The sequence below is a fragment of the Eikenella sp. Marseille-P7795 genome, assembly GCF_916618725.1.
Classification (GTDB): Bacteria; Pseudomonadota; Gammaproteobacteria; order Burkholderiales; family Neisseriaceae; genus Eikenella; species Eikenella longinqua.
The window spans coordinates 137,086-161,809 of the sequence record NZ_CAKAJZ010000004.1 but is presented as its reverse complement, the minus strand read 5'-3'; the positions used below and the strand labels follow the sequence as shown (position 1 = coordinate 161,809).

Annotated in this window: 29 protein-coding genes, 4 tRNA genes and 1 pseudogene; 27 read left to right on the top strand and 7 right to left on the bottom strand. The window is 57.0% G+C overall.

Features of this window, described 5'->3' with window-relative positions; genetic code table 11:
• Positions 1–154: 154 nt before the first annotated feature.
• From LG371_RS08210 to LG371_RS08200, 3 genes are all read left to right on the top strand, one after another.
• Complete coding sequence (locus tag LG371_RS08210) at positions 155–895, top strand: pseudouridine synthase (protein WP_067594140.1); 741 nt, start codon at positions 155–157, stop codon at positions 893–895.
• A gap of 84 nt (positions 896–979) precedes the next feature.
• Positions 980–1,303 carry a hypothetical protein gene (locus LG371_RS08205; protein ID WP_225748234.1) on the top strand — a complete coding sequence of 108 codons (324 nt, stop codon included), beginning with the start codon at positions 980–982 and terminating at the stop codon, positions 1,301–1,303.
• Positions 1,304–1,335: 32 nt separating this feature from the next.
• Positions 1,336–1,716, top strand: a complete 381-nt coding sequence (locus tag LG371_RS08200; RefSeq protein WP_225748233.1) for an HNH endonuclease — start codon at positions 1,336–1,338, stop codon at positions 1,714–1,716.
• A 67-nt stretch (positions 1,717–1,783) separates the two neighbouring features.
• On the opposite strand, the gene LG371_RS12420 is transcribed toward LG371_RS08200, so the two are convergent.
• Positions 1,784–2,215, bottom strand: coding sequence for a S1 RNA-binding domain-containing protein (locus LG371_RS12420; RefSeq protein WP_370632675.1), 432 nt, complete (start codon positions 2,213–2,215; stop codon positions 1,784–1,786).
• Between the two features lie 222 nt (positions 2,216–2,437).
• Positions 2,438–3,903: pseudogene (locus LG371_RS12415) on the bottom strand (ribonuclease R family protein); the annotation flags it as partial.
• A gap of 332 nt (positions 3,904–4,235) precedes the next feature.
• On the opposite strand from LG371_RS12415, the gene LG371_RS08190 reads away from it, so the two are divergent.
• Both LG371_RS08190 and LG371_RS08185 read left to right on the top strand, forming a co-directional pair.
• A tRNA-Leu gene (locus tag LG371_RS08190) sits at positions 4,236–4,322 on the top strand.
• Between the two features lie 37 nt (positions 4,323–4,359).
• Positions 4,360–4,446, top strand: a tRNA-Leu gene (locus LG371_RS08185).
• A gap of 213 nt (positions 4,447–4,659) precedes the next feature.
• Here the strand turns inward: LG371_RS08185 and ubiE are convergent.
• Genes ubiE through LG371_RS08170 form a run of 3 tightly spaced genes read right to left on the bottom strand, consistent with a single transcriptional unit; the run spans position 4,660 to position 6,223 of the window.
• A complete protein-coding gene (gene ubiE / locus LG371_RS08180; protein ID WP_067594134.1) occupies positions 4,660–5,397 on the bottom strand; it encodes a bifunctional demethylmenaquinone methyltransferase/2-methoxy-6-polyprenyl-1,4-benzoquinol methylase UbiE in 738 nt (245 codons plus the stop codon).
• Positions 5,398–5,435: 38 nt separating this feature from the next.
• Complete coding sequence (locus LG371_RS08175; RefSeq protein ID WP_225748232.1) at positions 5,436–5,786, bottom strand: hypothetical protein; 351 nt, start codon at positions 5,784–5,786, stop codon at positions 5,436–5,438.
• Entirely contained in the window at positions 5,774–6,223 is a 450-nt protein-coding gene (locus LG371_RS08170; protein ID WP_225748231.1) for a gamma-butyrobetaine hydroxylase-like domain-containing protein, read from the bottom strand. The genes LG371_RS08175 and LG371_RS08170 overlap by 13 nt, the downstream gene beginning before the upstream one ends.
• A 114-nt stretch (positions 6,224–6,337) precedes the next feature.
• Between LG371_RS08170 and LG371_RS08165 the strand changes: the two genes are divergently transcribed.
• From LG371_RS08165 to LG371_RS08125, 9 genes are all read left to right on the top strand, one after another.
• Positions 6,338–6,694: a hypothetical protein gene (locus LG371_RS08165; RefSeq protein WP_067594125.1), complete on the top strand. Its 357-nt coding sequence runs from the start codon at positions 6,338–6,340 to the stop codon at positions 6,692–6,694.
• 9 nt (positions 6,695–6,703) lie between these two features.
• A complete protein-coding gene (nadE, locus tag LG371_RS08160; protein ID WP_225748230.1) occupies positions 6,704–7,492 on the top strand; it encodes an NAD(+) synthase in 789 nt (262 codons plus the stop codon).
• An 11-nt stretch (positions 7,493–7,503) separates the two neighbouring features.
• Positions 7,504–8,202 (top strand): YggS family pyridoxal phosphate-dependent enzyme, encoded by a 699-nt coding sequence (locus LG371_RS08155; RefSeq protein ID WP_225748229.1) that lies wholly within the window; start codon positions 7,504–7,506, stop codon positions 8,200–8,202.
• 164 nt (positions 8,203–8,366) lie between these two features.
• On the top strand, positions 8,367–8,855 hold the full coding sequence (locus tag LG371_RS08150; RefSeq protein ID WP_156503565.1) for an SMI1/KNR4 family protein: 489 nt from the start codon (positions 8,367–8,369) through the stop codon (positions 8,853–8,855).
• A gap of 172 nt (positions 8,856–9,027) precedes the next feature.
• Positions 9,028–9,822 carry a pyrroline-5-carboxylate reductase gene (gene proC / locus LG371_RS08145; RefSeq protein WP_225748228.1) on the top strand — a complete coding sequence of 265 codons (795 nt, stop codon included), beginning with the start codon at positions 9,028–9,030 and terminating at the stop codon, positions 9,820–9,822.
• Positions 9,823–9,827: 5 nt separating this feature from the next.
• The gene (locus tag LG371_RS08140) at positions 9,828–10,388 is read left to right on the top strand and encodes a YggT family protein (RefSeq protein WP_067594111.1); all 561 of its coding nucleotides are present in this window, start codon (positions 9,828–9,830) and stop codon (positions 10,386–10,388) included.
• Positions 10,389–10,479: 91 nt separating this feature from the next.
• Positions 10,480–10,896, top strand: coding sequence for an RNA polymerase-binding protein DksA (gene dksA, locus LG371_RS08135; protein WP_067594108.1), 417 nt, complete (start codon positions 10,480–10,482; stop codon positions 10,894–10,896).
• Between the two features lie 182 nt (positions 10,897–11,078).
• Positions 11,079–11,155: transfer RNA gene (locus LG371_RS08130), tRNA-Met, on the top strand.
• A gap of 5 nt (positions 11,156–11,160) precedes the next feature.
• Positions 11,161–11,236, top strand: a tRNA-Ala gene (locus tag LG371_RS08125).
• A 194-nt stretch (positions 11,237–11,430) separates the two neighbouring features.
• Here LG371_RS08125 and LG371_RS08120 read toward each other — a convergent pair.
• On the bottom strand, positions 11,431–11,922 hold the full coding sequence (locus LG371_RS08120; RefSeq protein WP_067594106.1) for a disulfide bond formation protein B: 492 nt from the start codon (positions 11,920–11,922) through the stop codon (positions 11,431–11,433).
• A gap of 376 nt (positions 11,923–12,298) precedes the next feature.
• Entirely contained in the window at positions 12,299–13,741 is a 1,443-nt protein-coding gene (mgtE, locus tag LG371_RS08115) for a magnesium transporter (RefSeq protein WP_370632674.1), read from the bottom strand.
• 416 nt (positions 13,742–14,157) lie between these two features.
• Between mgtE and LG371_RS08110 the strand changes: the two genes are divergently transcribed.
• The 13 genes from LG371_RS08110 to nuoK all read left to right on the top strand — a co-directional run bounded on the left by LG371_RS08110 (position 14,158) and on the right by nuoK (position 24,714).
• On the top strand, positions 14,158–14,514 hold the full coding sequence (locus LG371_RS08110; protein WP_067594100.1) for an NADH-quinone oxidoreductase subunit A: 357 nt from the start codon (positions 14,158–14,160) through the stop codon (positions 14,512–14,514).
• On the top strand, positions 14,505–14,984 hold the full coding sequence (locus tag LG371_RS08105; protein ID WP_067594097.1) for an NADH-quinone oxidoreductase subunit B family protein: 480 nt from the start codon (positions 14,505–14,507) through the stop codon (positions 14,982–14,984). Before LG371_RS08110 ends, LG371_RS08105 begins: the two co-directional genes overlap by 10 nt.
• Positions 14,985–14,993: 9 nt before the next feature.
• The gene (locus LG371_RS08100; protein WP_225748226.1) at positions 14,994–15,584 is read left to right on the top strand and encodes an NADH-quinone oxidoreductase subunit C; all 591 of its coding nucleotides are present in this window, start codon (positions 14,994–14,996) and stop codon (positions 15,582–15,584) included.
• Positions 15,574–16,830, top strand: a complete 1,257-nt coding sequence (gene nuoD, locus LG371_RS08095; RefSeq protein WP_067594090.1) for an NADH dehydrogenase (quinone) subunit D — start codon at positions 15,574–15,576, stop codon at positions 16,828–16,830. Before LG371_RS08100 ends, nuoD begins: the two co-directional genes overlap by 11 nt.
• Positions 16,830–17,303, top strand: coding sequence for an NADH-quinone oxidoreductase subunit NuoE (gene nuoE / locus LG371_RS08090; protein WP_225748225.1), 474 nt, complete (start codon positions 16,830–16,832; stop codon positions 17,301–17,303). Before nuoD ends, nuoE begins: the two co-directional genes overlap by 1 nt.
• Positions 17,304–17,385: 82 nt before the next feature.
• Positions 17,386–17,814, top strand: a complete 429-nt coding sequence (locus LG371_RS08085) for a hypothetical protein (protein WP_225748224.1) — start codon at positions 17,386–17,388, stop codon at positions 17,812–17,814.
• Positions 17,815–17,897: 83 nt separating this feature from the next.
• On the top strand, positions 17,898–19,193 hold the full coding sequence (gene nuoF, locus LG371_RS08080) for an NADH-quinone oxidoreductase subunit NuoF (protein ID WP_225748223.1): 1,296 nt from the start codon (positions 17,898–17,900) through the stop codon (positions 19,191–19,193).
• Between the two features lie 62 nt (positions 19,194–19,255).
• Positions 19,256–19,726 (top strand): hypothetical protein, encoded by a 471-nt coding sequence (locus tag LG371_RS08075; RefSeq protein ID WP_067594078.1) that lies wholly within the window; start codon positions 19,256–19,258, stop codon positions 19,724–19,726.
• 105 nt (positions 19,727–19,831) lie between these two features.
• The gene (gene nuoG / locus LG371_RS08070; protein ID WP_225748222.1) at positions 19,832–22,090 is read left to right on the top strand and encodes an NADH-quinone oxidoreductase subunit NuoG; all 2,259 of its coding nucleotides are present in this window, start codon (positions 19,832–19,834) and stop codon (positions 22,088–22,090) included.
• A 2-nt stretch (positions 22,091–22,092) separates the two neighbouring features.
• A complete protein-coding gene (nuoH, locus tag LG371_RS08065) occupies positions 22,093–23,163 on the top strand; it encodes an NADH-quinone oxidoreductase subunit NuoH (RefSeq protein ID WP_067594072.1) in 1,071 nt (356 codons plus the stop codon).
• An 85-nt stretch (positions 23,164–23,248) separates the two neighbouring features.
• Positions 23,249–23,728, top strand: coding sequence for an NADH-quinone oxidoreductase subunit NuoI (gene nuoI / locus LG371_RS08060; RefSeq protein WP_225748221.1), 480 nt, complete (start codon positions 23,249–23,251; stop codon positions 23,726–23,728).
• A gap of 12 nt (positions 23,729–23,740) precedes the next feature.
• The gene (locus LG371_RS08055; protein ID WP_225748220.1) at positions 23,741–24,412 is read left to right on the top strand and encodes an NADH-quinone oxidoreductase subunit J; all 672 of its coding nucleotides are present in this window, start codon (positions 23,741–23,743) and stop codon (positions 24,410–24,412) included.
• On the top strand, positions 24,409–24,714 hold the full coding sequence (nuoK, locus tag LG371_RS08050; RefSeq protein ID WP_067594063.1) for an NADH-quinone oxidoreductase subunit NuoK: 306 nt from the start codon (positions 24,409–24,411) through the stop codon (positions 24,712–24,714). Before LG371_RS08055 ends, nuoK begins: the two co-directional genes overlap by 4 nt.
• Positions 24,715–24,724 lie beyond the last annotated feature (10 nt).

Below are 24,724 nucleotides of genomic sequence, written 5' to 3'. Positions count from 1 at the left end.
TCGCTGCCTGGTATCGAAAGCCAATTTGATTCACTATAAGGCTGAGTTTCTGCGAAGTTGAAAACCGCTTGGCCTGCCATTCCTATTTTTCAGGTAGCTTTCTCACGCCAAGCAGGCTGCCTGAAATTAACATCTGCCTAAAAAAGAAACGAATATGACCACCCAAGACAACACCGTCCGCCTTTCCAAACGCATGGCCGAGCTCGGTCTCTGTTCCCGCCGCGAAGCCGATGCCTATATCGAGCGCGGCTGGGTGAGCGTGAACGGCGAAAAAGCCGTGCTCGGCCAAAAGGTGGGCGCGGGCGACCGCATCGAGCTGCACCGCGCCGCGCATGAAGCGCAGGCCGGCCGCGTAACCATCCTGCTGCACAAGCCCGTGGGCTTTGTGAGCGGGCAGGCCGAAAAGGGCTACCGCAGCGCCGCCGAGCTGATCACCGAAGCCAACCATTGGCCGGAAGACCGCAGCCCGCAAAAATTCAAAGCGGCGCATCGCCAAGGCCTCGCCCCGGCCGGCCGGCTGGATATCGATTCGGTCGGGCTGCTCGTGCTCACGCAAGACGGGCGCGTGGCCAAAAGCCTGATTGGCGAAAACAGCGGGGTGGAAAAAGAATATCTGGTGCGCGTGAAGGGCACGCTGTCGGAAGAAGGCCTGCGCCTGCTTAACCACGGCCTGAAGCTCGACGGCGAGGCGCTGCGCCCGGCCAAGGTGTCGTGGCAAAACCAAGACCAGCTGCGCTTTGTGTTGAAACAGGGCAAGAAGCGGCAAATCCGCCGCATGTGCGAGCTGGTGGGGCTGCGCGTGGTGGGGCTCAAACGCATCCGCATCGGCAGGGTGAAACTCGGCGCGTTGCCGCCGGGGCAGTGGCGCTATCTGGCGCCGCACGAGCGGTTTTAGCGCAAACGGGAAGAGGCTACCTGAAAAAATCAGGCAGCTTTCTCATCATTATTTGTACAGTTGATTTTTAAGAAGGAGCTTACCATGGCAAGAGGGCATCAAATTTTGCTGTCAAAATCGTCTTGGCTAGATATATGTAGAAAAACAACTTTTAATGCCTGGACAATTCCTGAACCAATTAAATCAGATTATCAGGATGGGTCAAAAAGATTATTTTTTGTTGAATTTTCTGGGTTAATTTTTAAAGAAAGATTAACTATTTCTAGTGGTAAAGAAATTCAACTGCCAAAATATATTAGTAAATTAATTGAAGCAATATGGGAAGAAAATCCAGATAGGTTAAAAGTAGTATTTACTGCCTTGGATTTGTCAAATTCGGATGAAGATGAAAAAAAGAAAGTGTTATAGATACTGTTGCAATAGGAATTGATACCGTTGCGATGGCAAAAGCTCGCATTGGCCATGCGAAGTTTAGAGAAGAGCTGATGAAATATTGGGACAATAAATGTGCTGTGTTGGGGGCAGAAAATCCTAAAAGTGGCGGATTTTTAATAGCTTCCCATATTGTGCCTTGGTCTGAGGCAAATAAAATTGATAAAGTGAATCCATTTAATGGCTTATTACTTTCTCCTCATTTGGATAGGCTGTTTGATTCTGGGTATATTAGTTTTGATGATGAGGGAGTAATTATATATAAACCTGAGTATCAATATTTATTACAGCAAATGTCGATTCCCTTGGATGCTAAATTACGAAAATTGAATAAGAATAAGCATCTACCATTCTTGCAGCGGCACAGAGAAATTTATGGTTTTAAATAAGTAAGTTGATTTGTTTATAAGATAAGAGGCTACCTGAAACTTTTCAGGTAGCCTTTATTTAGGTAGCCTAGCCGCCGCTTTTGCGGGAGCGGGGTTTGCGCTTGGGCTTGGCCGCAGCGGCGGGTTTGGCGGCACTTTGGCTGCTGTTTTTGCGGCTGCGGGTTTTCTTGGCCGGGGCGGCGGGCTTGCTTGGGGCTTTGCCTGCGGCTTTGGTTTTGCCGGCCTTGGTTTTGGCTTTGCTTTTGGCGGTCTTGCCGCTGCGCTCGGGCTGGCTGCCGCCGCTGATGAGGGAGAGGTCGATTTTGCGGGTGTCGAGGTCGGCGCGGGCCACTTGTACGACGACTTTGTCGCCTATGCCGAAGCGCAGGCCGCTGCGTTCGCCTTCGATGCTCATGGTTTCGGGGCGGTAGTTGAAATAGTCTTCGCCTAAATCGCTGATGTGGACGAGGCCTTCGGTGTGGATATCGTCGAGGGTGACGAACAGGCCGAAGCCGGCCATGCCGCTCACGGTGCCGCTGAACACTTCGCCCACTTTGTCTTGCATGTAGTAGGTTTTGAGCCAGTTTTCCACGTCGCGGCTGGCTTCGTCGGCGCGGCGCTCGCATTGGGAGCTGTGGATGCCGAGCGCGCCCCAGTTGTCGGCGGGGGTGTAGCGGCGGTCTGCAAGCACGGCTTTGATGGCACGGTGCACGAGCAGGTCGGGATAGCGGCGGATGGGGGAGGTGAAGTGGGTGTAGGCGGCGTAGGCGAGGCCGAAGTGGCCGCTGTTGCCGGGCTCGTACACGGCCTGCTGCATGGAGCGCAGCAGCATCACTTGGATCAGCTCGCGGTCGGGGCGCTCGGCGGTTTGGGCGAAGAGGGCGGCGTAGTCGAGCGGGGTGGGCTGGTCGCCGCCGCCGAGGGAGAGCCCGAGCAGGCCGAGCTGCTCGCGCAGGGTGGCGAGTTTTTCGGGGGGGGGCCGGCGTGGTTGCGGAAGAGGGCGGGGTGCTGGTTTTTCAGCAGGAATTCGGCGGCGCACACGTTGGCGGCGAGCATGCATTCTTCAATCAGGCGGTGGGCTTCGTTGCGCACCACGGGCACGATGCGTTTGATTTTGCCCTGTTTGTCGAAAATCATCTCGGTTTCGGTGCTTTCAAACTCCATCGCGCCGCGCTGGCGGCGTTTTTTGAGCAGGATTTGATAGAGCTTGTAGAGCGTGTCGATATGCGGTTTGAGCGGGTTGCCGCTACCGTTTTCAATCCAATCCCACACTTCGGTGTAGGTGAGGCGGGCGTGCGAGCGCATCACGGCGGGGGAGAAGCGGTAGGATTTGAGGTTGCCGGCGTAGGTGAACACCATGTCGCACACCATGCACAGCCGCTCTACGTCGGGGTTGAGCGAGCAGATGCCGTTGGAGAGGCTTTCGGGCAACATGGGAATCACGCGGCGCGGGAAATACACGCTGGTGGCGCGTTCCTGCGCGTCGGCGTCAATTGCGTCTTGCGGCTTCACATAGTGGCTCACGTCGGCAATGGCCACCACCAGGCGGAAGTTGCGCCCCTGTTTTTCGGCGTACACGGCGTCGTCGAAATCGCGCGAGCTTTCGCCGTCTATCGTTACCAAGGGCAGATCGCGCAGGTCTTCGCGGCCTTTGAGGTCGGATTTGCGCACGGCAGAAGGGATTTTGGCAGCGGCTTTTTCGCAGGCGGCGGAGAATTGGTGCGGCAGGTGGTGCTGGCGCACGGCAATTTCGATTTCCATGCCGCTGTCGGCATAATCGCCCAGAATTTCCACCACGCTGGCCACGGCCGGGCGGTGTGCGTCGGGGTAGGCGTCGATTTCGGCCACGATGACTTGGCCGGGCTTGGCTTTGCCCAGCGAATCGGGCTCGAGCAGGATGTTGTCGGGCAGGCGGCGGTCTTCCGGCACCAGCATGGCGATGCCGCGCTCCATCAGGAGGCGGCCGACCACGGTTTTCTGCGCATGCTCAATCACATCGAGCACTTGGCCTTCGCGGCGGCCGCGGCGGTCGGTGCCGGCGGGGCGCACGGTAACGGTGTCACCGTGCATCAGGCCGCGCATTTGGCGGGCGGAGAGGGCGAAGTCGCCTTGGCCGTCGGGCGTGAGCGGCACGGCAAAGCCGAAACCGTCTTTGTGTGCTTCAATGCGGCATTTCACCAGCGCGAGTTTTTCGGCGGCGCACACCATGCCGCGCCGGTTGATGAGGATTTGGCCGTCGCGCGCCATGGCGCCGAGGCGGCGTTCGAAAAAGGGCATTTCGTGCTCGGCGATGTCGAGCAGGATGGCCAGGGATTCGGTTTTCAGCGGGATGCCGCGGTCTTCCAGCATTTCGGTAATCCATTCGCGGCTGGGCAGGGGGTGTTCGTAGCGTTGCGTTTCCCGTTGCAGATAGGGGTCTTGCAGGCGGAGTGAGGTTTTCTTCTTCATATATAAATTGACAAGTGGAAAATTGGCGCTATAATGCGCGTTTCTTGCATAAAGAGCAACGCACTTTAACGCAAAGCTCCGATTAAAGCAAAGCCCAGGTGGCGGAATTGGTAGACGCGCCAGCTTCAGGTGCTGGTATCCTCACGGGTGTGGAAGTTCGAGTCTTCTCCTGGGCACCACAGTTTGCTTGAATTAGAATTTGCCAAAAGTCGGCTCGCCCAGGTGGCGGAATTGGTAGACGCGCCAGCTTCAGGTGCTGGTATCCTCACGGGTGTGGAAGTTCGAGTCTTCTCCTGGGCACCAAAGAATTTTGAAACCCGCACGGTTTGCGCCGTGTGGGTTTTGCTTTGTGGAATGCGGAATGGGCTGCGGCGGTTTAGCTGCTTTTGAGCTGAGTTTTAGCTTCGCAGAAACTTCGCTGCGCTGCGTTTTCAGGTGGCCTGCTTGTTATTTGAATAAGGCTACCTGAAAACGGTTTGGATTTTTCAGGTAGCCTTTGCTTTGCTTGGCGGGCAATCAGAATTTCACGCCTTTGTGCAGGGCAACGATGCCGCCGCTCATGTTGTAGTAATCGACGCTGTCGAAGCCGGCTTCGAGCATGATTTGCTTGAGGGTTTCCTGGTCGGGATGCATGCGGATGGATTCGGCGAGGTATTGGTAGCTGTCGGCGTCTTTGGCGATGAGCTTGCCCATCAACGGCAGGAGTTTGAAGGAGTAGAGGTCGTAGGCGGGGGCGAGCATTTTGGCGGGCTTGGAAAATTCGAGCACGAGCAGGCTGCCGCCGGGTTTGAGCACGCGGTACATTTCGCGCAGGGCGGCGTCTTTATGCGTCATGTTGCGCAGGCCGAAAGACACGGATACGAGGTCGAAATAGTTGCTTGGGAAGGGCAGCTTTTCGGCGTCGCATACGGCCACGGGCAGAATCAGGCCTTCGTTGAGCAGTCGGTCGCGGCCGACGCCGAGCATGGAGGAGTTGATGTCGGTGAGCCATACTTCGCCGCGCTCGCCCACGCGCTTGGCCCAGCCGCGGGAGAGGTCGCCGGTGCCGCCGGCGATGTCGAGCACTTTGCCGCCTTTGGGCACGCGGGCGGTGCTGATGGTGAAGTGTTTCCACACGCGGTGCAGGCCGCCGGACATGACGTCGTTCATGATGTCGTATTTCTTGGCGACGGAGTGGAAGACTTCGGCTACTTTGGCGGCTTTTTCGCTTTCGTTTACGGTTTGGTAGCCGAAATGGGTTTGTTTGTCGGTCATGGGGTGCTTTCAGGTAGCCTTTGGGCGGCGGTGGCGGGTTAGAGTTGGCCTTTGGTGAAGCGCTCGACGCAGGTATTCATGGCGGCTTCGAGTTTGGCTTCGAGGGCTTTGTCGTCTTGCTTCAGGCCGTAGCGGACGAGGTCGCGCTTCCATTGGTTGCGGTCGCTGTAGGTGGAGGCGGCTTCGTCGTAGGAGCAGCCGCACAGTTTGGTGGCGGCGTCGAGGTTGATGGCGCCTTTGGAGGATTCGTTGGCGGATTTGGCGCAGCTGGTCACGAATTCTTGGCGGGCTTGGGTTTCGTCGATTTTGTCGGCGATTTTGTCGCAGCCGGCGAGCAGCAGGGCGGTGGCGGCGAGGAAGGCGGGCAGGGTGCGGTTTAGTGCGAACATTTCTTTCCTTTCGGCGGGGTGTGCGCTTGTGCGGCGGGTTCTCGGGAGGCGCCGGTTGCTTCAAGGCGGCGCAGGTAAGCGGGCCACATTGTAGCGTATCCTTGTGCCAATTCATACAGGTAGGCCCAGCTGTAGAGCCCGCTGTCGTGGCCGTCGGAGAAGGTGATTTTGAGGGCGTAGTTGCCGGCGGGGGCGAGATTGGTGATGGTGACGCGGGCTTTGCCGGTTTGCAGTTTGGCCTGACCGCGCCCGTGGCCGCGTACTTCGGCGCTGGGGGAATACACGCGCAGGTATTCGGCGGGCAGGGTGTGTTCGGTATCGGGGTAAACCAATACGAGGCCTTGGCGGCCGGGTTGCAGGCGGATTTGCTGGGGACGGGGTGGGGCATGGGGATTCCTTTGGGGTGTGTTTGAGGCTACCTGAAAAGTGTGCCACATGATTTTCAGGTAGCCTGCGGCGGGATTCTAGCAGACTGTGCGGACGGGTTTGGCATTTGGCTTTTGCACGGATTGGCGATATATTAGCCGCTGCTGCGGAGCGGAGGTGTGCAGATGAATGAGCTGGCATTATTGGGGCAAATCATAAAATGGCGCGATGAGCTTTCGGCCGACTTTCGGGTGCTGAAGATAGATGCGGATATTTTTGTGCGCCCGAGTGCGGTTCGGATTCTGCTCAGCCTGCTGCTGCGCCCAGGCTACCTGAAAAATGACGATAACGACGAAGTGGTGCTGGAAATGGAGCTGCACCGGCTCGCCCTGCAAGGCAGGGTTGATGTGAGCGATTCACTGGGGCGTTATTATTATTTGCAAGAAAATGAAAAAATTGCGGATGAAGCCTGCTTAGCTTCGCTAAAAGATTATATTCAACAGGCCGTGGATGATTTATGTGCGGCCTGCCCATCAAGATAGGAAAACCTCATGCAAACCCAAGCCGTTATCCGACACATCAGCCGCTGGCTGGCCGATTATGCCGTGCGCGCCGGCGCCAAAGGCTTCGTGGTGGGCATTTCCGGCGGGGTGGATTCCGCCGTGGTGTCTGCCCTGTGCGCGCACAGCGGGCTGGACGTGTTGTGCCTGGTGCTGCCCATCCGCCAGAAGGCCGACCAGCTGGCGCGCGCCCAGGAGTATATCGCCGACTTGCAGCACCGTTTCGTGAACGTGCACAGCCAAACGCTCAATCTCACGCCCACTTTCGAGCAATTCGAGCACAGCGTGGCCGGCACTGCCGCCGCCAACAAAAACCTCGCCCTGGCCAACACCCGCTCCCGCCTGCGCATGGCCGCCCTCTATTACTACGGCCAAATCAACGGCCTGCTCGTGGCCGGCACCGGCAACAAAGTGGAAGACTTCGGCGCGGGCTTCTTCACTAAATACGGCGACGGCGGCGTGGACCTCAGCCCCATCGGCGACCTGCTCAAAACCCAAGTGTACGCCCTGGCCGAAGCGCTGGAAGTGTCGCCCGCCATCCGCCAGGCCGCGCCCACCGACGGCCTGTGGGACGAAGAGCGCACCGACGAGCAGCAGATGGGCGCCAGCTACCCCGAGCTCGAATGGGCGATGGCGCAGAGCGAAGCCGGCCGCCGCGCCGAAGAATTTGCCGGCCGCGAGCGCGAAGTGTTCGACATCTTCCAGCGCCTGCACCGTGCCACCCTGCACAAAATCCAGCCCATCCCCGTGTGTAAAATCCCCAGTGGACTGTTTGATTAAAAGGAAAAACCATGAGAGTGCTAACCATGAACCTGCACGCCGTGCGCGCCCGCATCTGGGCCGCCGCCGAAGCCGCCGGCCGCCCCGAGCCCGACCTGATTGCTGTGAGCAAAACCTTCCCCGCCGCCGACGTGCGCCTCTTGTGCCAAAAAAGCACCCAGCGCGATTTCGGCGAAAACTATCTGCAAGAATTTGAAGAGAAAAGCAGCGAGCTGGCCGACATCCCCGATATTTGCTGGCATATCATCGGCCACATCCAATCCAACAAAAGCCGCATCGCCGCCGAGCGCGCCCACTGGGTGCACACCATCGACCGCGAAAAAATCGCCCGCCGCTTAAGCGAGCAGCGCCCGCCCGAAATGCCGCCGCTGCAAGTGCTGATTGAAGTGAACATCGGCGGCGAAGATGTGAAGCACGGCGTGCCGCCGCAGGAAGAAAGCATCCGCGAGCTGGCTTTTCAGGTAGCCTCGCTACCCAATTTGAAACTGCGCGGCCTGATGTGCGTAGCGCGGCTGGGCAGCAGCGAAGAAGAGCTGCGCCAACAGTTCGGCCGCATGAACGAACTGCTGCAATACCTGCAACAGCAAGGGCTGGACGTGGACACGCTCTCCATGGGCATGTCGGAAGATTTGGAAACCGCCGTGGCCTGCGGCGCCACCCAGGTGCGCATCGGCAGTGCCATTTTCGGCCAGCGCAGTTATAGCGAATAAAATTTTCAGGTAGCCTTTGCCGATTGGGAAGGCTACCTGAAAACTATGCCGCACTGTGTGAAGGTTCTGTTTTAACTTTATTGAAGCTGAAGTTTTCAGGTAGCCTCTATGGCTTCCAAAGCCAGCTTGGAAATATGTTTGCCCCACTTTCTATAGAACAAATTATGGCTAAGCTGCCCAAGCGCGCGGTTGCGGTTAAGCGTTTAGACAAACTGCCGCCTTTGCCTGCGGCGTATTTGTCTTTTTTGCAGCAATGCGAAAGCGTGGAAATCACGCCCGACATCCGGCTTTGGGGCTACCAAACCGCACTCAATGAAAACTGCCGCCTGAGCTGCGATTATCCCGATACGGCCGCGCGGTATTGGCTTATCGGCAACAGCGGGCAGGGCGATACTTGGTTAATAGGCAAAGAGGGCGGCAACATTTTGTTTTACGACCACAACCAAGGCGAATACGATGAAGCGGAGGCGCAGTTTGCCGATATGGCCGTCGGCTTCATCCCCTTCCTGCAAACGGCCTTTCTTTTGCAAGAGCTCGAAACGCTGCTCGAAACCCAGTCAGCGCCGAATCAGCAGGCGCAGGATGCGTTCCAAGCCCGCATGGATGAGATAGCGCTGGGCTTGTATGAGCGTTATCCGTTTGCCTATTGGTAGGCATCGGGCTACCTGAAAAAGGGTGGAAAATTTTCAGGTAGCCTCTTACTCAGCTCACAGGCTAGCTGAGAAAGATACACAATTTTCAGCTAGCCCAACGATAGCCGGAAGAGGCTACCTGAAAAATGAAAACGCCGCCCCATCCGCATTCACCTCACCGAAAGGAAAAACCATGACGATTTATTTCTTGGGCGCGGGCAATATGGCCGCCGCCATCATCGCCGGCATGAGCCGCGCCGGCGGTTTCGACATCTGCGCCATCGACCACAGCGCCGCCAAGCTGGCCGAGTTGTCGCGGCAATACGGTATCGCCACCGCCGCCGGGCTGCCGCCATTGGGCGAACAAGACGTGCTGGTGTTGGCGGTGAAGCCGCAAGATATGCAGGCCGCGCTGCAAAACGTGCAGCTGGGCGGCGCACTGGTGCTGTCGGTGGCGGCCGGGCTGCCGTGCGCGGCTTTGAGCGGCTGGCTGGGCGGCACGCGGCGCATCGTGCGCGTGATGCCGAACACGCCGGCGCAGGTAGGGCAGGGTGTGGCCGGGCTGTTTGCCGACAGCGGCGCTTCCGATGCCGACCGCGCCTTGGCCGAGCGCATCATGCAGGCCAGCGGCCAAACCCTGTGGCTGCCCGACGAAGACGGCCTGCACCGCATCACCGGCATCAGCGGCAGCGGCCCGGCCTATGTGTTCTACCTGCTCAACGCGCTGCAAAGCGCCGCGCAGCAGCAGGGCTTCGATGCCGAACAGGCGCGCCTGCTGAGCTTGGCCACGTTTAAAGGCGCGGTGCTGCTGGCCGAGCAGAGCGGCGAAGCATTTTCCCTGTTGCAGCAAAAGGTAACGTCGAAAGGCGGCACCACTTATGAGGCGCTGCAAACCTTCGAGGCGCACGGCGTGGCCGAAGCCATCGGCGCGGGCGTGAAGGCCTGCGTGGCGCGTTCGCAGAAATTGGCGGACGAGCTGGCGAAGTGAACGCGATGCTGAACCAGTTGATTTCCCTGCTGGCCGACGCGCTGGCCATGCTCTGCCTCACGCGCTGCCTGCTGCAATACGGTCGCCTGCATTTTTCGCACCCGCTGGCGCAGTTTTGCTGCCGCAGCACGGATTGGCTGGTGAAGCCGCTGCGCCGCGTGGTGCCGCCGCTGGGTCAGTGGGATACGGCCTGCGTGCTGGCGGCCTTGCTGCTGTATGTGGCGGCGTATCTGCTGCTTTCGCTGCTGTATTTACCTTCGTCGATGCTCAGCTGGCAGGTGGCGGCGGCCAATATGCTGTTTGCGGTGCTTTCGCTCACGCGCGCGGCGGCTTATGTGCTGCTGGGCGGGCTGCTGTGGCGCATGGTGCTCTCGCTGTCGCAGGGCTATTCGCCGCTGATGGCGGTGTTGAATCGTATTTTCGAGCCGCTGTGTCGGCCGTTTGCCTTCCTGCGCATCGGGCGCTGGGATTTTTCAGGTAGCCTGTTGGCGCTGCTTTTGTGGTGGTGGGCGGCTTGGTGGTTGCCGGCGATTTTCGCCAGTTTGAATTTGTGGCTCTTGCCATAAAACGGCGGCTGCTTTATAGTCCGCTTTTCACAAAAAAAGCAGCCGTTTGCGGGAAGGGGCGGTTTGCAATTTTTTACAAAAAGGATAACTCATGGCAAAACTAACCGAACAGGACATCATCAACTGGAAAGGCCCGGAAGAGGAGTATATGAATGCCGACCAGCTGGCCTTTTTCCGTGAGTTGCTGGTGAAGCTGCAAGACGAACTGATCCAGAAAGCCGCCGACACCACTGGCCACTTGCAAAACCACGAAGCCGCTCCCGATCCGGCCGACCGCGCCACGCAGGAAGAAGAATACGCGCTGGAGCTGCGCACCCGCGACCGCGAGCGCAAGCTGCTCAGCAAAATCCAAGCTTCGCTGCGCCAAATCGACGAGGGCGACTACGGCTTCTGCGTGGACACCGGCGAGCCCATCGGCCTGAAACGCCTGCTGGCGCGCCCCACCGCCACTTTATCGGTGGAAGCGCAGGAGCGGCGCGAACGCATGAAAAAGCAGTTTGCCGATTGATGGCAAAACAGGCCGGCTGATGGCGGATGCGGCCCGTTTTTATTGCGAGGGATTTGCCGCCCGGCCGCTTGAATGGGCGTTGCTTGATTACTTATTTATAAAAATCAATCCGTAGCAAAAAAGTTGGCATTTTTGTTTGACAGGAAATTATAAAGCCGTATAATACGCGTTTCTTCAGTAGCGGCGAATTAGCTCAGCTGGTTAGAGCAGAGGAATCATAATCCTTGTGTCCGGGGTTCGAGTCCCTGATTCGCCACCATAATTGGGGGTATAGCTCAGTTGGTAGAGCGCTTGCATGGCATGCAAGAGGTCAGCGGTTCGATCCCGCTTACCTCCACCAAATAACAGAAAACGGCCTAGCGTGATAGCTAGGCCGTTTTTTCATGCGCAAATGATTGCTTGGGAAAGAAGGCGGTTTTATTTTCAGGTAGCCTTTGTCAGATGAGGCTACCTGAAAATAGGGTTGCCCGCACATCGCTTCAAACCGGCAAACAAAAAGGGCAGGCCAAGCGCCTGCCCCATTCTTTGCTGCCCTTATTTCCCGCGCAGCTTCCACCAGCCGCCCCACAGCACTGCCAGAATAAACAGGCAGGCCAGCAGAGACCACCAGGCAAACGGCACGCCCAGGAAATATTCCACTTTGCCGCATTCGCCGTAGCCGCGGATAATCGGCTCATACAGGTCGAACAGCGGCGCACCTTGCAGTCGGAACGACCACGGCGCGCCGCAGGAAGGTTGTTGGTCTAAAGGCAGGCTTTGCAGGTGCAGCTGGCTGGCTGCCGTCCAGCCGCCCCACACAGTGGGGATGCTCACCAATATGGCGGAAAGCGTGCGCGCCCAGCAGCGGCCTTGCGGCAGCAATACGGCAAGCAAGGCCAGCACGCCAACCAGCATAATGGCCACGCGCTGCACGATACACATCACGCACGGATCCATGCCGCGCCCGTATTGCATATAGAGCGACATCGCTGTGCACGCCACGCATACGGCGAACACGCCCCAAAGAAGTTTGCGGTAAGTAAGCATAGGGTTCTTTCGATTCAGCCGCTTGGCTGGCAGACAAAGGGGCAGGCATTATAAACCCGCCGTGTGGATTTACCAACCGCCGAAGCTGGAAGGATTAGGCAGTTTGGAGGATGGCAGTGAGGAAATTTTCAGGTAGCCTTTTGAATGCCGCGAGAGGCTACTTGAAAAACGATGATGTTGGATAAGCTGGTTTTATTGCAGTGATGGAGTGATTCGCTGTTTGTGCTGAAACCTTAGCGTTTGCAAACCGGATTCGCATTTTTCCAAAGCCGAAGGCTGAAGGCTCCGGATTAATCCGATCAATCAAGCTGGCAAAAATTTCAGGTAGCCTATCCGATGGTGGAAGAGGCTACCTGAAAATCATAAGTAACTAAAATTAAAGCAAAAACAGCGTGGCCAGCCCGAGGAAGATGAGGAAGCCGCCGGAGTCGGTAACGGCGGTAATCAGTACCGAGCTGCCCAGCGCCGGATCGCGGCCGAGCTTGTCCATAATCACCGGAATCAGCACGCCCACGGTGGCGGCCAAGAGCAGGTTGAGCGTCATCGCCGCCACCATCACCAGCCCGATGCCGATGTTTTTATACAGCAGCCAGGCCACCACGCCCATCACGCCGCCCCAAATCACGCCGTTAATCAGCGCCACGCCCACTTCTTTTTTCAACAGGTGCAGCGCCTGGCTGCCGGAAAGCTGCCCCATGGCCATGGCGCGCACAATCATGGTGATGGTTTGGTTGCCCGAGTTGCCGCCGATGCCGGCCACAATCGGCATCAGCGCAGCCAGCGCCACAATCTGCACAATACTGCCTTCAAATGCGCCAATCACGCGGCTGGCCACAAAGGCGGTGCACAAGTTGATGGCGAGCCACATCCAACGGTTTTTCACCGAATCGAGCACGGGGGCGAACAGATCTTCTTCCTCCTGCAAACCGGCCATGTTCAACATGTCGGCCTCGGTTTCTTCGCGGATCACGTCCACCATTTCGTCCACGGTGAGGCGGCCGATGAGCTTGCCTTCGGCATCGGTAACGGGGGCGGTTACCAAGTCATAACGCTCAAACGCCTGCGCGGCTTCTTCGGTGTTGTCTTCGGGGTGGAAGCGCACGATGTCGCGCGCCATGATGTGCTCGACGATTTCATCCGGGTCGGCCACCAACAGCTTGCGGATGGGCAGCACGCCTTGCAGGATGTCGTTGTCGTCGATCACGAAAATTTTGTCGGTGTGGTCGGGCAGGCTCTCGAAGCGGCGCAGATAGCGCAGCACTACTTCGCAGGTAACGTCGGCGCGGATGCTCACCAGCTCGAAGTCCATGATGGCGCCCACTTGGTCGTCGGCAAACGACATGGAGGCCTGCACTTGGGCGCGTTCTTCTTCGTCGAGCGATTGCAGGGCTTCGGCCACGATTTGGCGCGGCAGGTCGTCGGCCAGCTCGGCCAGGTCGTCCACGTCCATGTCTTCGACCGCGGCCAGGAGTTCCTGCCGTTCCATGTTTTCAATCAGCGTTTCGCGAACGGCGTCGGACACTTCCAACAGGATGGTGCCGTCGCTCTCCGGCCCCACCAGTTTCCACACCAAAAGGCGGGCTTGCAGCGGCAGCGATTCCAGCGCGGCGGCGATGTCGGCCGGGTGCAGCTCGTGCAGGATTTGGATGAGCTCGGAAAGGCAGCTGTTGAGATAGGGGTCGTCGAGCGCGCTGTCGGGCTGGATGCTGTCGTATACGGGCAGCAGGGCGTCGGCCAGCTCGTGGATGCGGGCGATGTCGATCGGCTGTTGTTCGGAAGAGGACAATAGGGTAGGCATGCGCACTCCATTACCGTGCATCACGGTAATGGCGCACGGTGGAAATCAGGGGAAATCAATCAGAGAAACGGCAGGGTGGGAACCGGAAGGATCCATAAGGTTAGCGGCCCAATCTTGGGATCTGTAACAAACCGGCGCATTCTACACGTTTTTGCAGTAAGGCGACAAACGGCTTTCAGGTAGCCTCTTGCTGTGTAAATAAGTGTTATGCGGGGAAGTTTGTGTGCGTTGGTTTTATAGTGTTGATTTAAATCAAAACTCTTTAAGGGGGAAATCCGTTGCAATGCAAGGGCTGAAGATATTGCGAATTATTTCTATTTAATGCAATGAAAATATTGTCTTTTCGCATGCTGGTTTGCTTTGAATCAAACAATGAATTTGGTTACAATGCCGGTTGGTTTTACCTGCATTTTATGTGTTTACCCTGAGTACAAACCATGTTGGCTAACTATTTCCCTGTATTTGTTTTCGTGCTGGTCGGTTTGGCGGCGGGCGTCCTTTTCTTAACATTGGGCACGCTGCTTGGCCCGAAGCGGCACTATGCCGAAAAAGATGCGCCTTTCGAGTGCGGCTTTGAGGCGTTTGAAAACGCCCGTATGCGTTTTGATGTGCGCTACTATTTGGTGGCCATCCTGTTTATTTTGTTTGATTTGGAAATCGCCTTTATGTTTCCTTGGGCGGTGGTGTTTAAAGATTTGGGAATGTTCGGTTTCGGCGTGATGCTCGTGTTTATCGTGATTTTGGGCATCGGCTTTGTTTACGAATGGAAAAAAGGTGCGCTGGAATGGGAATAGAAGGCGTTTTGAGTAAGGGGTTTATCACCACCAGTGCCGATACCGTGCTGAATTATATGCGTACCGGCTCGATGTGGCCGGTTACCTTCGGTTTGGCCTGTTGCGCAGTGGAAATGATGCATGCCGGTATGGCGCGCTACGACCTCGACCGCTTCGGTATTATCTTCCGCCCGTCGCCGCGTCAGTCCGACTTGATGATTGTGGCGGGCACGCTCACCAATAAAATGGCGCCCGCCCTGCGCCGCGTGTACGACCAAATGGCCGAGCCGCGCTGGGTGTTGTCGATGGGTTCGTGCGCCAACGGAGGCGGTTACTATCATTATTCTTATTCCGTGGTGCGCGGTTGTGACCGTATTGTGCCGGTGGATGTGTATGTGCCCGGCTGCCCACCCACGGCCGAAGCGCTGATTTACGGCTTGATCCAGCTGCAAGGCAAAATCAAGCGCACCTATACCATCGCCCGCCATTAGGAGTACGCCATGCATGTAAACGATTTGTATCTTGCCGTACAAAACCTGCTGGGCGACAAAGCAGAGAAAGTGATTTTGGCGTTTGGTGAAGTCACGGTGGAAGCCCAAGCCGGGAACTACCGCGAAATTATGCAGCTGCTGCGCGATCACGAATCCATGCACTTTGAATTGTTGCTTGATTTGTGCGGCGTGGACTACAGCGAATATAAAAACGAGCCATGGGAAGGCCAGCGCTTTGCTGTGGTCAGTCAGCTGTCGTCGCTGCAAAACAACCAGCGTATTCGAGTGCGTGTGTGGGTGGCAGATGATGATTTCCCGGTGTTGAGCTCGGTGGTTGATATTTATAACAGCGCCGATTGGTATGAGCGTGAGGCCTTTGATTTATATGGGATTATGTTTGAAGGTCATCCTGATTTGCGCCGTATCCTGACCGACTACGGCTTTGTCGGCTATCCCTTCCGCAAAGATTTCCCCGTTTCTGGTTATGTGGAAATGCGCTACGACGAGCAAGAAAAACGGGTGGTGTACCAGCCGGTAACCATCGAGCCGCGCGAAATCACGCCGCGTGTCGTCCGTGAGGAGAATTACGGTGGCCACTAAACTGAGAAACTACACCATCAACTTCGGTCCGCAGCATCCGGCCGCGCACGGCGTATTGCGCATGATTTTGGAGCTGGACGGCGAAACCATCGTGCGCGCCGACCCGCATATCGGCCTGCTGCACCGTGGCACCGAAAAACTGGCCGAAACCAAAACCTATCTGCAGGCCCTGCCGTATATGGATCGTTTGGACTACGTTTCCATGATGGTCAACGAGCAGGCCTATTGCCTGGCTGTAGAAAAGCTGCTGGGCATTGAAATTCCCATTCGTGCCAAATATATCCGCACCATGTTTGCGGAGGTTACCCGCATCCTGAACCATTTGATGGGCGTGGGTTCGCATGCGCTCGATATCGGCGCCATGACCGCCATCCTGTATGCCTTCCGCGACCGCGAAGACCTGATGGATTTGTATGAAGCCGTTTCCGGCGCGCGCATGCACGCAGCCTATTTCCGCCCCGGCGGCGTGTACCGCGATCTGCCTGATTTCATGCCTAAGTACGAGCCGAGCAAATACCGCAGCGCCAAGGTGTTGAAAGAGCTGAATGCCTGGCGTGAAGGCAGCATGCTCGACTTCATCGATGCTTTCTGCGATCGTTTCCCTTCACGCATTGACGATTTGGAAACCCTGCTCACCGACAACCGCATCTGGAAACAGCGTACTGTCGGCATCGGCGTGGTTTCGCCCGAGCGCGCCATGCAAAAAGGCTTTACCGGCGTGATGCTGCGCGGTTCCGGCATCGAATGGGATGTGCGCAAAAAACAGCCCTACGAAGTTTACGACCGAATGGATTTCGATATTCCCGTCGGGGTAAACGGCGATTGCTATGACCGCTATCTCTGCCGCATCAATGAAATGCGCCAGTCTGTGCGCATCATCAAGCAATGCGCCGAATGGCTGCGCGTCAATCCCGGCCCGGTGATTGTGGACGACCACAAAGTCGCCCCGCCCAAGCGCACCGAAATGAAAACCGGCATGGAAGATTTGATCCACCATTTCAAACTGTTCACCGAAGGCATGCACGTGCCCGAAGGCGAAACCTACACTGCTGTCGAGCACCCCAAAGGCGAGTTCGGCATCTATATTATTTCAGACGGCGCCAACAAACCCTACCGCCTGAAAATCCGCGCCCCCGGCTTCGCCCACCTGCAAGGCATGGACGAAATGGCACGCGGCCACATGCTGTCCGACGTTGTTGCCATCATCGGCACGCAGGACATCGTATTCGGAGAGGTAGACCGCTAATGTTATCCGCAGAATCACTGAAACAAATCGATATTGAGCTGGCCAAATTCCCGGCCGACCAGCGCCGCTCTGCCATCATGGGCGCCCTGCGTATCGCGCAAACGGAAAAAGGCTGGCTTGCCCCCGAAACCATCGCCTTCGTGGCCGACTACATCGGCATTACCGCCGCCCAAGCCTACGAAGTGGCCACCTTCTATAATATGTACAACCTGCAACCGGTGGGTAAATACAAGCTCACTGTCTGCACCAACCTGCCGTGCGCCCTGCGCGGCAGCGTGGATACCGCACAGTATTTGCAGGAAAAACTCGGCATCGGCTTCGGCGAAACCACGCCCGACGGCAAATTTACTCTGATGGAAGGCGAGTGCATGGGCGCCTGCGGCGACGCGCCGGTGATGCTGGTGAACAACCACAAAATGTGCAGCTTCATGACCGCCGAAGCCATCGACCAGAAACTGGCCGAGCTGTGCTGAAGGCTACCTGAAAATTTTTCAGGTAGCCTTAGTGAGCATTGATTAAGTTGCATTGTGCATAGTGCATTAAAGGATGAGTCAAATGAAAAAATTGGGACTGCTTGCATTGATGGTTTTGATGTCTTCCCCCGTATTGGCGGAGGTGAGTGAACAGCAGGCTAGGCAGGCTATCACGCACTTTTACCGTGTTTATGTATTCGGGGGCGGTGATTTAGCCGATCAAGGCAACAGGGTTGCGACACAGCGATTGTTAGCAAAGTTGGAGGCAGTATATCGAGATGAATATGACTGCACTGTTGCGCATTGCTATGCCGCATATGCTTTGCGGACAAGTGCACAAGATGGCGGTGGAGCAAGCGGGATTGTCAGCATCACACCCAGGGCTAATGGTTGGTATCGCGTAACTTATCGAGACGCGCCCTATAGAGGAGTAACTGATATTAAGGTGGTTGAGTCTGATGGGGTTGTTAAGTTAGACGATTACAAACGTATTCGTGAGATAACTAATTAAACCATATCATTGGAAAACTATTTTCAGGCTACCTGAAAACTTGAAATAAATAAGAATCAAAAGTTTACAAGCTAGGCAAACACATGGCTATTTACCAACCAGGCGTGATTTTCGAGCAGGTGGACACCGCCGCTCCCGATTGCTGGACGCTGGCCGCCTACCAGGCGCGCGGCGGTTATCAGGCATTGCGCAAAATCCTCAGCGAAAAGATTCCGCAAGACGACCTGATCGCCGAACTCAAAACCTCCAACCTGCGCGGCCGCGGCGGCGCAGGCTTTCCCACCGGCCTGAAATGGAGCTTCATGCCGCGCAACATCGAAGGCGCCAAGTATGTGGTGTGCAACACCGACGAAGGCGAGCCGGGCACCTTCAAAGATCGCGACATCATTTTCTTCAACCCGCACGCCGTGATCGAAGGCATGATTATTGCCGGCTATGTGATGGGCGCCACCGCCGGCTACAACTACATCCACGGCGAAATTTTCGAAGGCTATCAGCGCTTTGAAGCCGCCCTGGCCGAAGCGCGCCAAGCCGGTCTGCTCGGTAAAAACATCATGGGCTTGGGCTTTGATTTCGAGCTCTTCGCCTCCCACGGCTACGGCGCCTATGTGTGCGGCGAGGAAACCGCGCTGCTCGAATCATTGGAAGGCAAAAAAGGCCAGCCGCGATTCAAACCGCCATTCCCCGCCTCCTTCGGCCTATACGGCCGCCCCACCACCATCAACAACACCGAAACCTTCGCCTCCGTGCCTTTCATCATCCGCGATAGCGGTGCAACCTTTGCCGCAAAAGGCATCGAAAACGCCGGCGGCACCAAGCTGTTTTCCGTGTCCGGCCATGTGGCGCGCCCCGGCAATTATGAAGTGCCGCTCGGCACCCCTTTTGCCGAACTGCTGGAAATGGCCGGCGGCATGCGCGGCGGCAAAAAGCTGAAAGCCGTGATTCCCGGCGGCTCTTCTTCGCCCGTTATCCCTGGCGAGATGATGATGACTCTCACCATGGATTACGACGCCATCGCCAAGGCCAGCTCCATGCTCGGCTCCGGCGCGGTGATTGTGATGGACGAAGACGTGTGCATGGTGAAAGCCTTGGAGCGGCTCAGCTATTTCTACTACGAAGAATCCTGCGGCCAATGCACGCCGTGCCGCGAAGGCACCGGCTGGCTGTACCGCATCGTACACCGCATCGTCAGCGGCCAAGGGCGCATGGAAGATCTCGAATTGCTGGAAAGCATCGGCAACAACATGGCCGGCCGCACCATCTGCGCCCTGGCCGACGCCGCCGTCTTCCCCGTGCGCGGCTTCATGAAGCACTACCGCCACGAGTTCGTCTACTACATCGAACACGGCAAACCGATGAAAGTGCATCAATGGTGCTAGTGGAAGAGGCTACCTGAAAAATTTGAGATTGATTGAATCACTGTTTATCAAGGAAATAACCAATGAAAAAAACAGCTGCATGGATTTTGTTTAGCGTAGTTGCCACATTGAATGCACAACAGGCATTGGCCGGAAATCAAGACGATGCCCAAAAAATTTCAGTGGTCAAAGGATTTTTGGACTGCAATGCCAAAGGTGTGTGTGTTCAGGAACGAACAGCCGAAAATGCAACCAAACGCTTTCTGAGCCGCTCTGCTATTGCAGTGTTGGCTCAAGAGAAAAGACGTTTTCAGGCAGATGAAGACTGCTCCGCAGTGATTCCCCGATGCTACAGCGGTCTTTGGTCAGAGCCCGGTAACGGCGGCTTTGCATGGAATGCGCCCAAGTTCTCCGTACATGGCAATACGGTATCTGCCGATTTCGGCAAGACGGACGGGGTAGCCCGTTTTAAACTGGTTAGGGAAAATGGACAGTACAAAATAGATAATTCCATCCACGTTTCCCCTGATTTCCAGGCGAAATGGTGGCGGTAACAAAACGCAGGCTAGATGGGTAAGATTAATCAGATAGCTGAAAACGTATCCCCTGCCCAGCAGGGGAAAAATGCAAACCAATGAATTAAATAGCTAGGAAGAGCTATGTTACAAATCAGCATTGACGGTAAGGAAGTATCGGTAGAGAAGGGCGCCACGGTGATTGAAGCCGCGCAAAAGCTCGGCACCTATATCCCGCACTTCTGCTATCACAAAAAACTCTCCATCGCCGCCAACTGCCGCATGTGCCTGGTGGACGTGGAAAAAGCCCCCAAACCGCTGCCCGCCTGCGCCACCCCGGTAACCGACGGCATGGTGGTGCGCACCCATTCCGACAAAGCCCGCCAAGCGCAATCCGGCGTGATGGAATTCCTGCTCATCAACCATCCGCTCGACTGCCCGATTTGCGATAAAGGCGGCGAATGCCAGCTGCAAGATTTGGCCATGGGCTACGGCAAATCCACCACCCGCTACACCGAGCCCAAACGCGCCGTGGCCGGCAAAGACATGGGCCCCTTGGTGTCTGCCGCCGAAATGAGCCGATGCATCCACTGCACCCGCTGCGTGCGCTTCACCGAAGAAATCGCCGGCAATCAGGAAATCGCCATGGCCTACCGCGGCGAACATTCCGAAATCATGCCCTTTATCGGCCGCGTGGTGGAAACCGAATTGTCGGGCAACGTCATCGACTTATGCCCCGTGGGCGCGCTCACCAGCAAACCCTTCCGTTTCAACGCCCGCTCGTGGGAACTAAACCGGCGTAAATCCATCTCCGCCCACGACGCGCTGGGCAGCAACCTCATCGTGCAAACCAAAGACCACACCGTGCGCCGCGTGCTGCCGTTGGAAAACGAAGCCGTCAACGAATGCTGGATTTCCGACCGCGACCGTTTCGCCTACGAAGGGCTGAACCACGCCAGCCGCCTGCGCCAGCCGAAAATCAAACACGGCGGCGAATGGCACGATGTGGATTGGCCTACCGCGCTGGAATATGTGCGCAAAACCTTGGAATGCATCCAAAAAGAAGACGGCGACGGCCAAACCGCCATGTGGCTCAACCCGATGAACACCGTGGAAGAGCTCTATTTGGCCAAGAAACTGGCCGCCGGCCTCGGCATCCGCCATCTCAGCAGCCGCCTGCGCCAGCAAGACGACCGGCTTTCGGGTAGCCTGCAAGGCGCGCCGTGGCTTGGCCGCAGCATCGAAAGCCTGGCCACCTGCGGCGCGGTATTGGTGGTGGGTGCCACCTTGCGCCAAGAGCAACCGCTGCTCACCGCCCGCCTGCGCCGCGCCGCCAAAAACGGCATGGCGCTGAACCTGCTCGCCTCGCAGCGCGAAGAGTTGTATATGCCTTTGTTGGCACAGGAAGTGCGCCACCCGAACGATTGGGCAGGCTACCTGAAAAACCTGCTGGCCGACCCGCAATCCACTGTGGCCGCCAGCCTGCACGGCGCCGAACAGGCCGCCATCGTGCTGGGTGCCGAAGCGCAAAACCATCCCGACTACGCCGCAATTTATGCTGCCGCCCAAGCCTTGGCCGCCGCCACCGGCGCCACTTTGGGCATCCTGCCGCAGGCTGCCAACAGCGTGGGCGCCGAGGTGTTGGGCGTGGATCAGGGCAACAGCATCGGCCAAATGATGGCGCAGCCGAAGAAAGCCGTGCTGCTGCTGAACGTGGAGCCGGAAATCGACGTGGCCGGCGGTGCGGCAGCCGTGGCCGCCTTAAAACAAGCGCAAACCGTGATGGCGTTCACGCCCTTCGTGAGCGACACGCTGCTGGAAGTGTGCGACCTGCTGCTGCCGATTGCGCCGTTCACCGAAACTTCGGGCAGCCTCATCAATATGGAAGGGCGCCTGCAATCGTTCCGCGGCGTGCTGAAAGGCTATGCCGATTCGCGCCCGCTGTGGAAAGTGTTGCGCGTGTTGGGCAATGTGTGCGGTTTGGCCAGCTTTGATTACGACAGCAGCGAAGCCGTGCTGCGCGAAGCCGTGGATGCCGAAAGGCTACCTGAAAAATTGAATAGCGCCGTGAGCTGGCAGGGCGAAGCCGCGCCGGCTGCGGCCGGCCTGACCCGCGTGGGCGGGGTGGGCATCTACCACACCGACGCTATTGTGCGCCGCTCCGAGTCTTTGCAGCAAACCGTGCAGGCGCAAGTGCCGCCGGCCCGGGTGCATCCGAACACGCTGGCCGCGTTGGGTTTGGCCGACGGCGCTGCTGCCGTGGCCAAGCAGAACGGCAGCAGCGTGCCGGTAACGGTGCGCGCCGATGAAGGGCTACCTGAAAATGTGGTGCACCTGCCGCTGCATCCGGCCAATGCCGTGCTGGGCGGGCTGATGAACGCAATTGAATTGGGGAGGGGCTAAACATGCAAGAATGGTTCCAAGCCTTGTTTGCCGGCTGGTTTGGCGCGGCGGGCAGCGACATCGGATTGGTGGTGTCGATTTTGGTGAAGATTGTCATCATCTTGATTCCACTGATTTTAACGGTGGCGTATCTGACTTATTTCGAGCGCAAGGTGATCGGCTTTATGCAGCTGCGCGTGGGCCCGAACGTAACCGGCCCGTGGGGCTTGATTCAGCCTTTTGCCGATGTGTTCAAGCTGCTGTTTAAAGAGGTAACCCGGCCGAAATTGTCGAATAAGGCTTTGTTTTACATCGGGCCGATGATGTCGCTGGCGCCGGCGTTTGCGGCGTGGGCGGTGATTCCGTTTTCCAGCGAATGGCTGCTCACTAATGTGAATGTGGGCTTGCTGTATATCCTGATGATTACTTCGCTGTCGGTGTATGGCGTGATTATTGCCGGCTGGGCTTCCAACTCCAAATATGCGTTTTTGGGCGCGATGCGCTCCTCCGCGCAGAGCATTTCCTACGAAATTGCCATGAGTGCGGCTTTGGTGTGCGTGGTGATGGTGTCGGGCAGCATGAATTTTTCCGACATCGTGGCGGCGCAGGCCACGGGCATCGCCGGCGGTTCGGTGTTTTCCTGGAACTGGCTGCCGCTGTTTCCCATCTTCATCGTGTATCTGATTTCTGCGGTGGCGGAAACCAACCGCGCGCCGTTCGATGTGGCCGAAGGCGAATCGGAAATCGTGGCCGGTTTCCATGTGGAATATTCTGGCTTTGCCTTTGCGCTGTTTTTCTTGGCCGAATACATTTTCATGATTCTGATTGCGGCGCTCACCGCACTGATGTTCCTCGGCGGCTGGCTGTCGCCCTTCCCGCAAAGCTGGGGCATCATCGGCACGCCGGGCGCGTTTTGGATGTTTGCCAAGATGGCGATGGTGCTCTACGGCTACTTGTGGATCCGCGCCACCTTCCCGCGCTACCGCTATGACCAAATCATGCGCTTGGGCTGGAAGGTGCTGATTCCCATCGGCTTTGTCTATATCGTGTTCTTGGGCTTGTGGATGGTGTCGCCGCTGAGCCTGTGGAAATAGTTTTCAGGTAGCCGGCAGGCTGCATGAGGCTACCTGAAAAATAATTGAATGATTTGAATCAACCCACTACAGGGTATAAATAACAATGGCTAATTTAGTAAAAACCTTTTTGCTCGGCGAGCTGGTGAAGGGCATGGGCCTGACGCTGAAGAATTTTTTCGCCTGCAAGGAAACCATCATGTTTCCCGAGGAGAAAACGCCGCAATCCGTGCGTTTCCGCGGGCTGCACGCGCAACGCCGCTATCCGAACGGCGAAGAGCGCTGTATTGCCTGCAAACTGTGCGAGGCGGTGTGCCCGGCGATGGCCATCAACATCGAGAGCGAGGAGCGCGAAGACGGCACGCGCTGCACCAAGCGTTATGATATTGATTTAACCAAATGTATTTTCTGCGGTTTCTGCGAGGAAGCCTGCCCCACCGATGCGATTGTGGAAACGCATATTTTCGAATACTGCGGCGAGAAAAAGGGCGATCTGCACATGACCAAGCCGATTTTGCTGGCCATCGGCGACCAATATGAAGCCGACATCGCCAAGCGCAAAGCGGCCGATGCGCCTTATCGCTAAGGGAGTGCCAACATGACTTTTTCCCTGATTCTGTTTTATGTGCTGGCGGCCATCATCTTGTTTGGCGCGCTGCAAACCGTTACCGCGAAAAATCCGGTGCACGCCGCGCTCTATCTGGTGCTCACTTTCTGCACCAGCGCGATGATGTGGCTGCTGATGCAGGCCGAATTCCTCGGCATCACGCTGGTGGTGGTGTATGTGGGGGCGGTGATGGTGCTGTTCCTGTTTGTGGTGATGATGCTGAACGTGGACATCGAAGAGATGCGCGCCGGTTTCTGGCGGCATGCGCCGGTGGCCGGCGTGGTGGGCGTGCTGATGGCGGTGGCGCTGATCATGATTTTGATTGCGCCGGATACCAATCTGGCAGCCTTCGGCCCGATGAAGGATATGCCGGCTGATTACAGCAATGTGCGCGATTTGGGCAGCCAAATCTACACCACTTACCTGCTGCCCTTCGAGCTGGCGGCGGTGCTGCTGGTGTTGGGCATGGTGGCGGCGATTGCGCTGGTGCACCGTAAAACGGTGAATCCGAAGCGTATGGATCCGGCCGAACAAGTGAAGGTGGATGCCAATCGGGGCCGCCTGCGCATGGTGAAGATGGAAGCCGTGGTGCAGGTGCCGCAAGCGGCTGCGGAAGAAGTTTCAGGTAGCCACGCAGAGACGAAAGAGGAGGGCAAGGCATGATTACGATTACGCATTATCTGGTGCTGGCCGCCTTGCTGTTCGGCATCAGCGCGATGGGCATTTTCATGAACCGCAAAAACGTGCTGGTGCTGCTGATGTCGATTGAGCTGATGCTTTTGGCGGTAAACTTCAATTTCATCGCGTTTTCGCAATATTTGGGCAACACCGCCGGGCAGGTTTTCGTGTTTTTCGTGCTCACCGTGGCGGCGGCGGAATCGGCCATAGGTCTGGCGATTATGGTGCTGGTGTTCCGCAACCGGAACAGCATCAACATCAGTGATTTGGACAACCTGAAAGGCTAGGGTACAGGCT

Bases quoted from the DNA above. Each gene is read 5' to 3' on its own strand.
- LG371_RS08210 (WP_067594140.1), top strand. From the start codon at position 155: ATGACCACCCAAGACAACACCGTCCGCCTTTCCAAACGCATGGCCGAG.
- LG371_RS08205 (WP_225748234.1), top strand. From the start codon at position 980: ATGGCAAGAGGGCATCAAATTTTGCTGTCAAAATCGTCTTGGCTAGAT.
- LG371_RS08200 (WP_225748233.1), top strand. From the start codon at position 1,336: ATGGCAAAAGCTCGCATTGGCCATGCGAAGTTTAGAGAAGAGCTGATG.
- LG371_RS12420 (WP_370632675.1), bottom strand. From the start codon at position 2,215: ATGGCCGGCTTCGGCCTGTTCGTCACCCTCGACGATATCCACACCGAA.
- ubiE (WP_067594134.1), bottom strand. From the start codon at position 5,397: ATGACCGACAAACAAACCCATTTCGGCTACCAAACCGTAAACGAAAGC.
- LG371_RS08175 (WP_225748232.1), bottom strand. From the start codon at position 5,786: ATGTTCGCACTAAACCGCACCCTGCCCGCCTTCCTCGCCGCCACCGCC.
- LG371_RS08170 (WP_225748231.1), bottom strand. From the start codon at position 6,223: ATGTGGCACACTTTTCAGGTAGCCTCAAACACACCCCAAAGGAATCCC.
- LG371_RS08165 (WP_067594125.1), top strand. From the start codon at position 6,338: ATGAATGAGCTGGCATTATTGGGGCAAATCATAAAATGGCGCGATGAG.
- nadE (WP_225748230.1), top strand. From the start codon at position 6,704: ATGCAAACCCAAGCCGTTATCCGACACATCAGCCGCTGGCTGGCCGAT.
- LG371_RS08155 (WP_225748229.1), top strand. From the start codon at position 7,504: ATGAGAGTGCTAACCATGAACCTGCACGCCGTGCGCGCCCGCATCTGG.
- LG371_RS08150 (WP_156503565.1), top strand. From the start codon at position 8,367: ATGGCTAAGCTGCCCAAGCGCGCGGTTGCGGTTAAGCGTTTAGACAAA.
- proC (WP_225748228.1), top strand. From the start codon at position 9,028: ATGACGATTTATTTCTTGGGCGCGGGCAATATGGCCGCCGCCATCATC.
- LG371_RS08140 (WP_067594111.1), top strand. From the start codon at position 9,828: ATGCTGAACCAGTTGATTTCCCTGCTGGCCGACGCGCTGGCCATGCTC.
- dksA (WP_067594108.1), top strand. From the start codon at position 10,480: ATGGCAAAACTAACCGAACAGGACATCATCAACTGGAAAGGCCCGGAA.
- LG371_RS08120 (WP_067594106.1), bottom strand. From the start codon at position 11,922: ATGCTTACTTACCGCAAACTTCTTTGGGGCGTGTTCGCCGTATGCGTG.
- mgtE (WP_370632674.1), bottom strand. From the start codon at position 13,741: ATGCACGGTAATGGAGTGCGCATGCCTACCCTATTGTCCTCTTCCGAA.
- LG371_RS08110 (WP_067594100.1), top strand. From the start codon at position 14,158: ATGTTGGCTAACTATTTCCCTGTATTTGTTTTCGTGCTGGTCGGTTTG.
- LG371_RS08105 (WP_067594097.1), top strand. From the start codon at position 14,505: ATGGGAATAGAAGGCGTTTTGAGTAAGGGGTTTATCACCACCAGTGCC.
- LG371_RS08100 (WP_225748226.1), top strand. From the start codon at position 14,994: ATGCATGTAAACGATTTGTATCTTGCCGTACAAAACCTGCTGGGCGAC.
- nuoE (WP_225748225.1), top strand. From the start codon at position 16,830: ATGTTATCCGCAGAATCACTGAAACAAATCGATATTGAGCTGGCCAAA.
- LG371_RS08085 (WP_225748224.1), top strand. From the start codon at position 17,386: ATGAAAAAATTGGGACTGCTTGCATTGATGGTTTTGATGTCTTCCCCC.
- nuoF (WP_225748223.1), top strand. From the start codon at position 17,898: ATGGCTATTTACCAACCAGGCGTGATTTTCGAGCAGGTGGACACCGCC.
- LG371_RS08075 (WP_067594078.1), top strand. From the start codon at position 19,256: ATGAAAAAAACAGCTGCATGGATTTTGTTTAGCGTAGTTGCCACATTG.
- nuoG (WP_225748222.1), top strand. From the start codon at position 19,832: ATGTTACAAATCAGCATTGACGGTAAGGAAGTATCGGTAGAGAAGGGC.
- nuoH (WP_067594072.1), top strand. From the start codon at position 22,093: ATGCAAGAATGGTTCCAAGCCTTGTTTGCCGGCTGGTTTGGCGCGGCG.
- nuoI (WP_225748221.1), top strand. From the start codon at position 23,249: ATGGCTAATTTAGTAAAAACCTTTTTGCTCGGCGAGCTGGTGAAGGGC.
- LG371_RS08055 (WP_225748220.1), top strand. From the start codon at position 23,741: ATGACTTTTTCCCTGATTCTGTTTTATGTGCTGGCGGCCATCATCTTG.
- nuoK (WP_067594063.1), top strand. From the start codon at position 24,409: ATGATTACGATTACGCATTATCTGGTGCTGGCCGCCTTGCTGTTCGGC.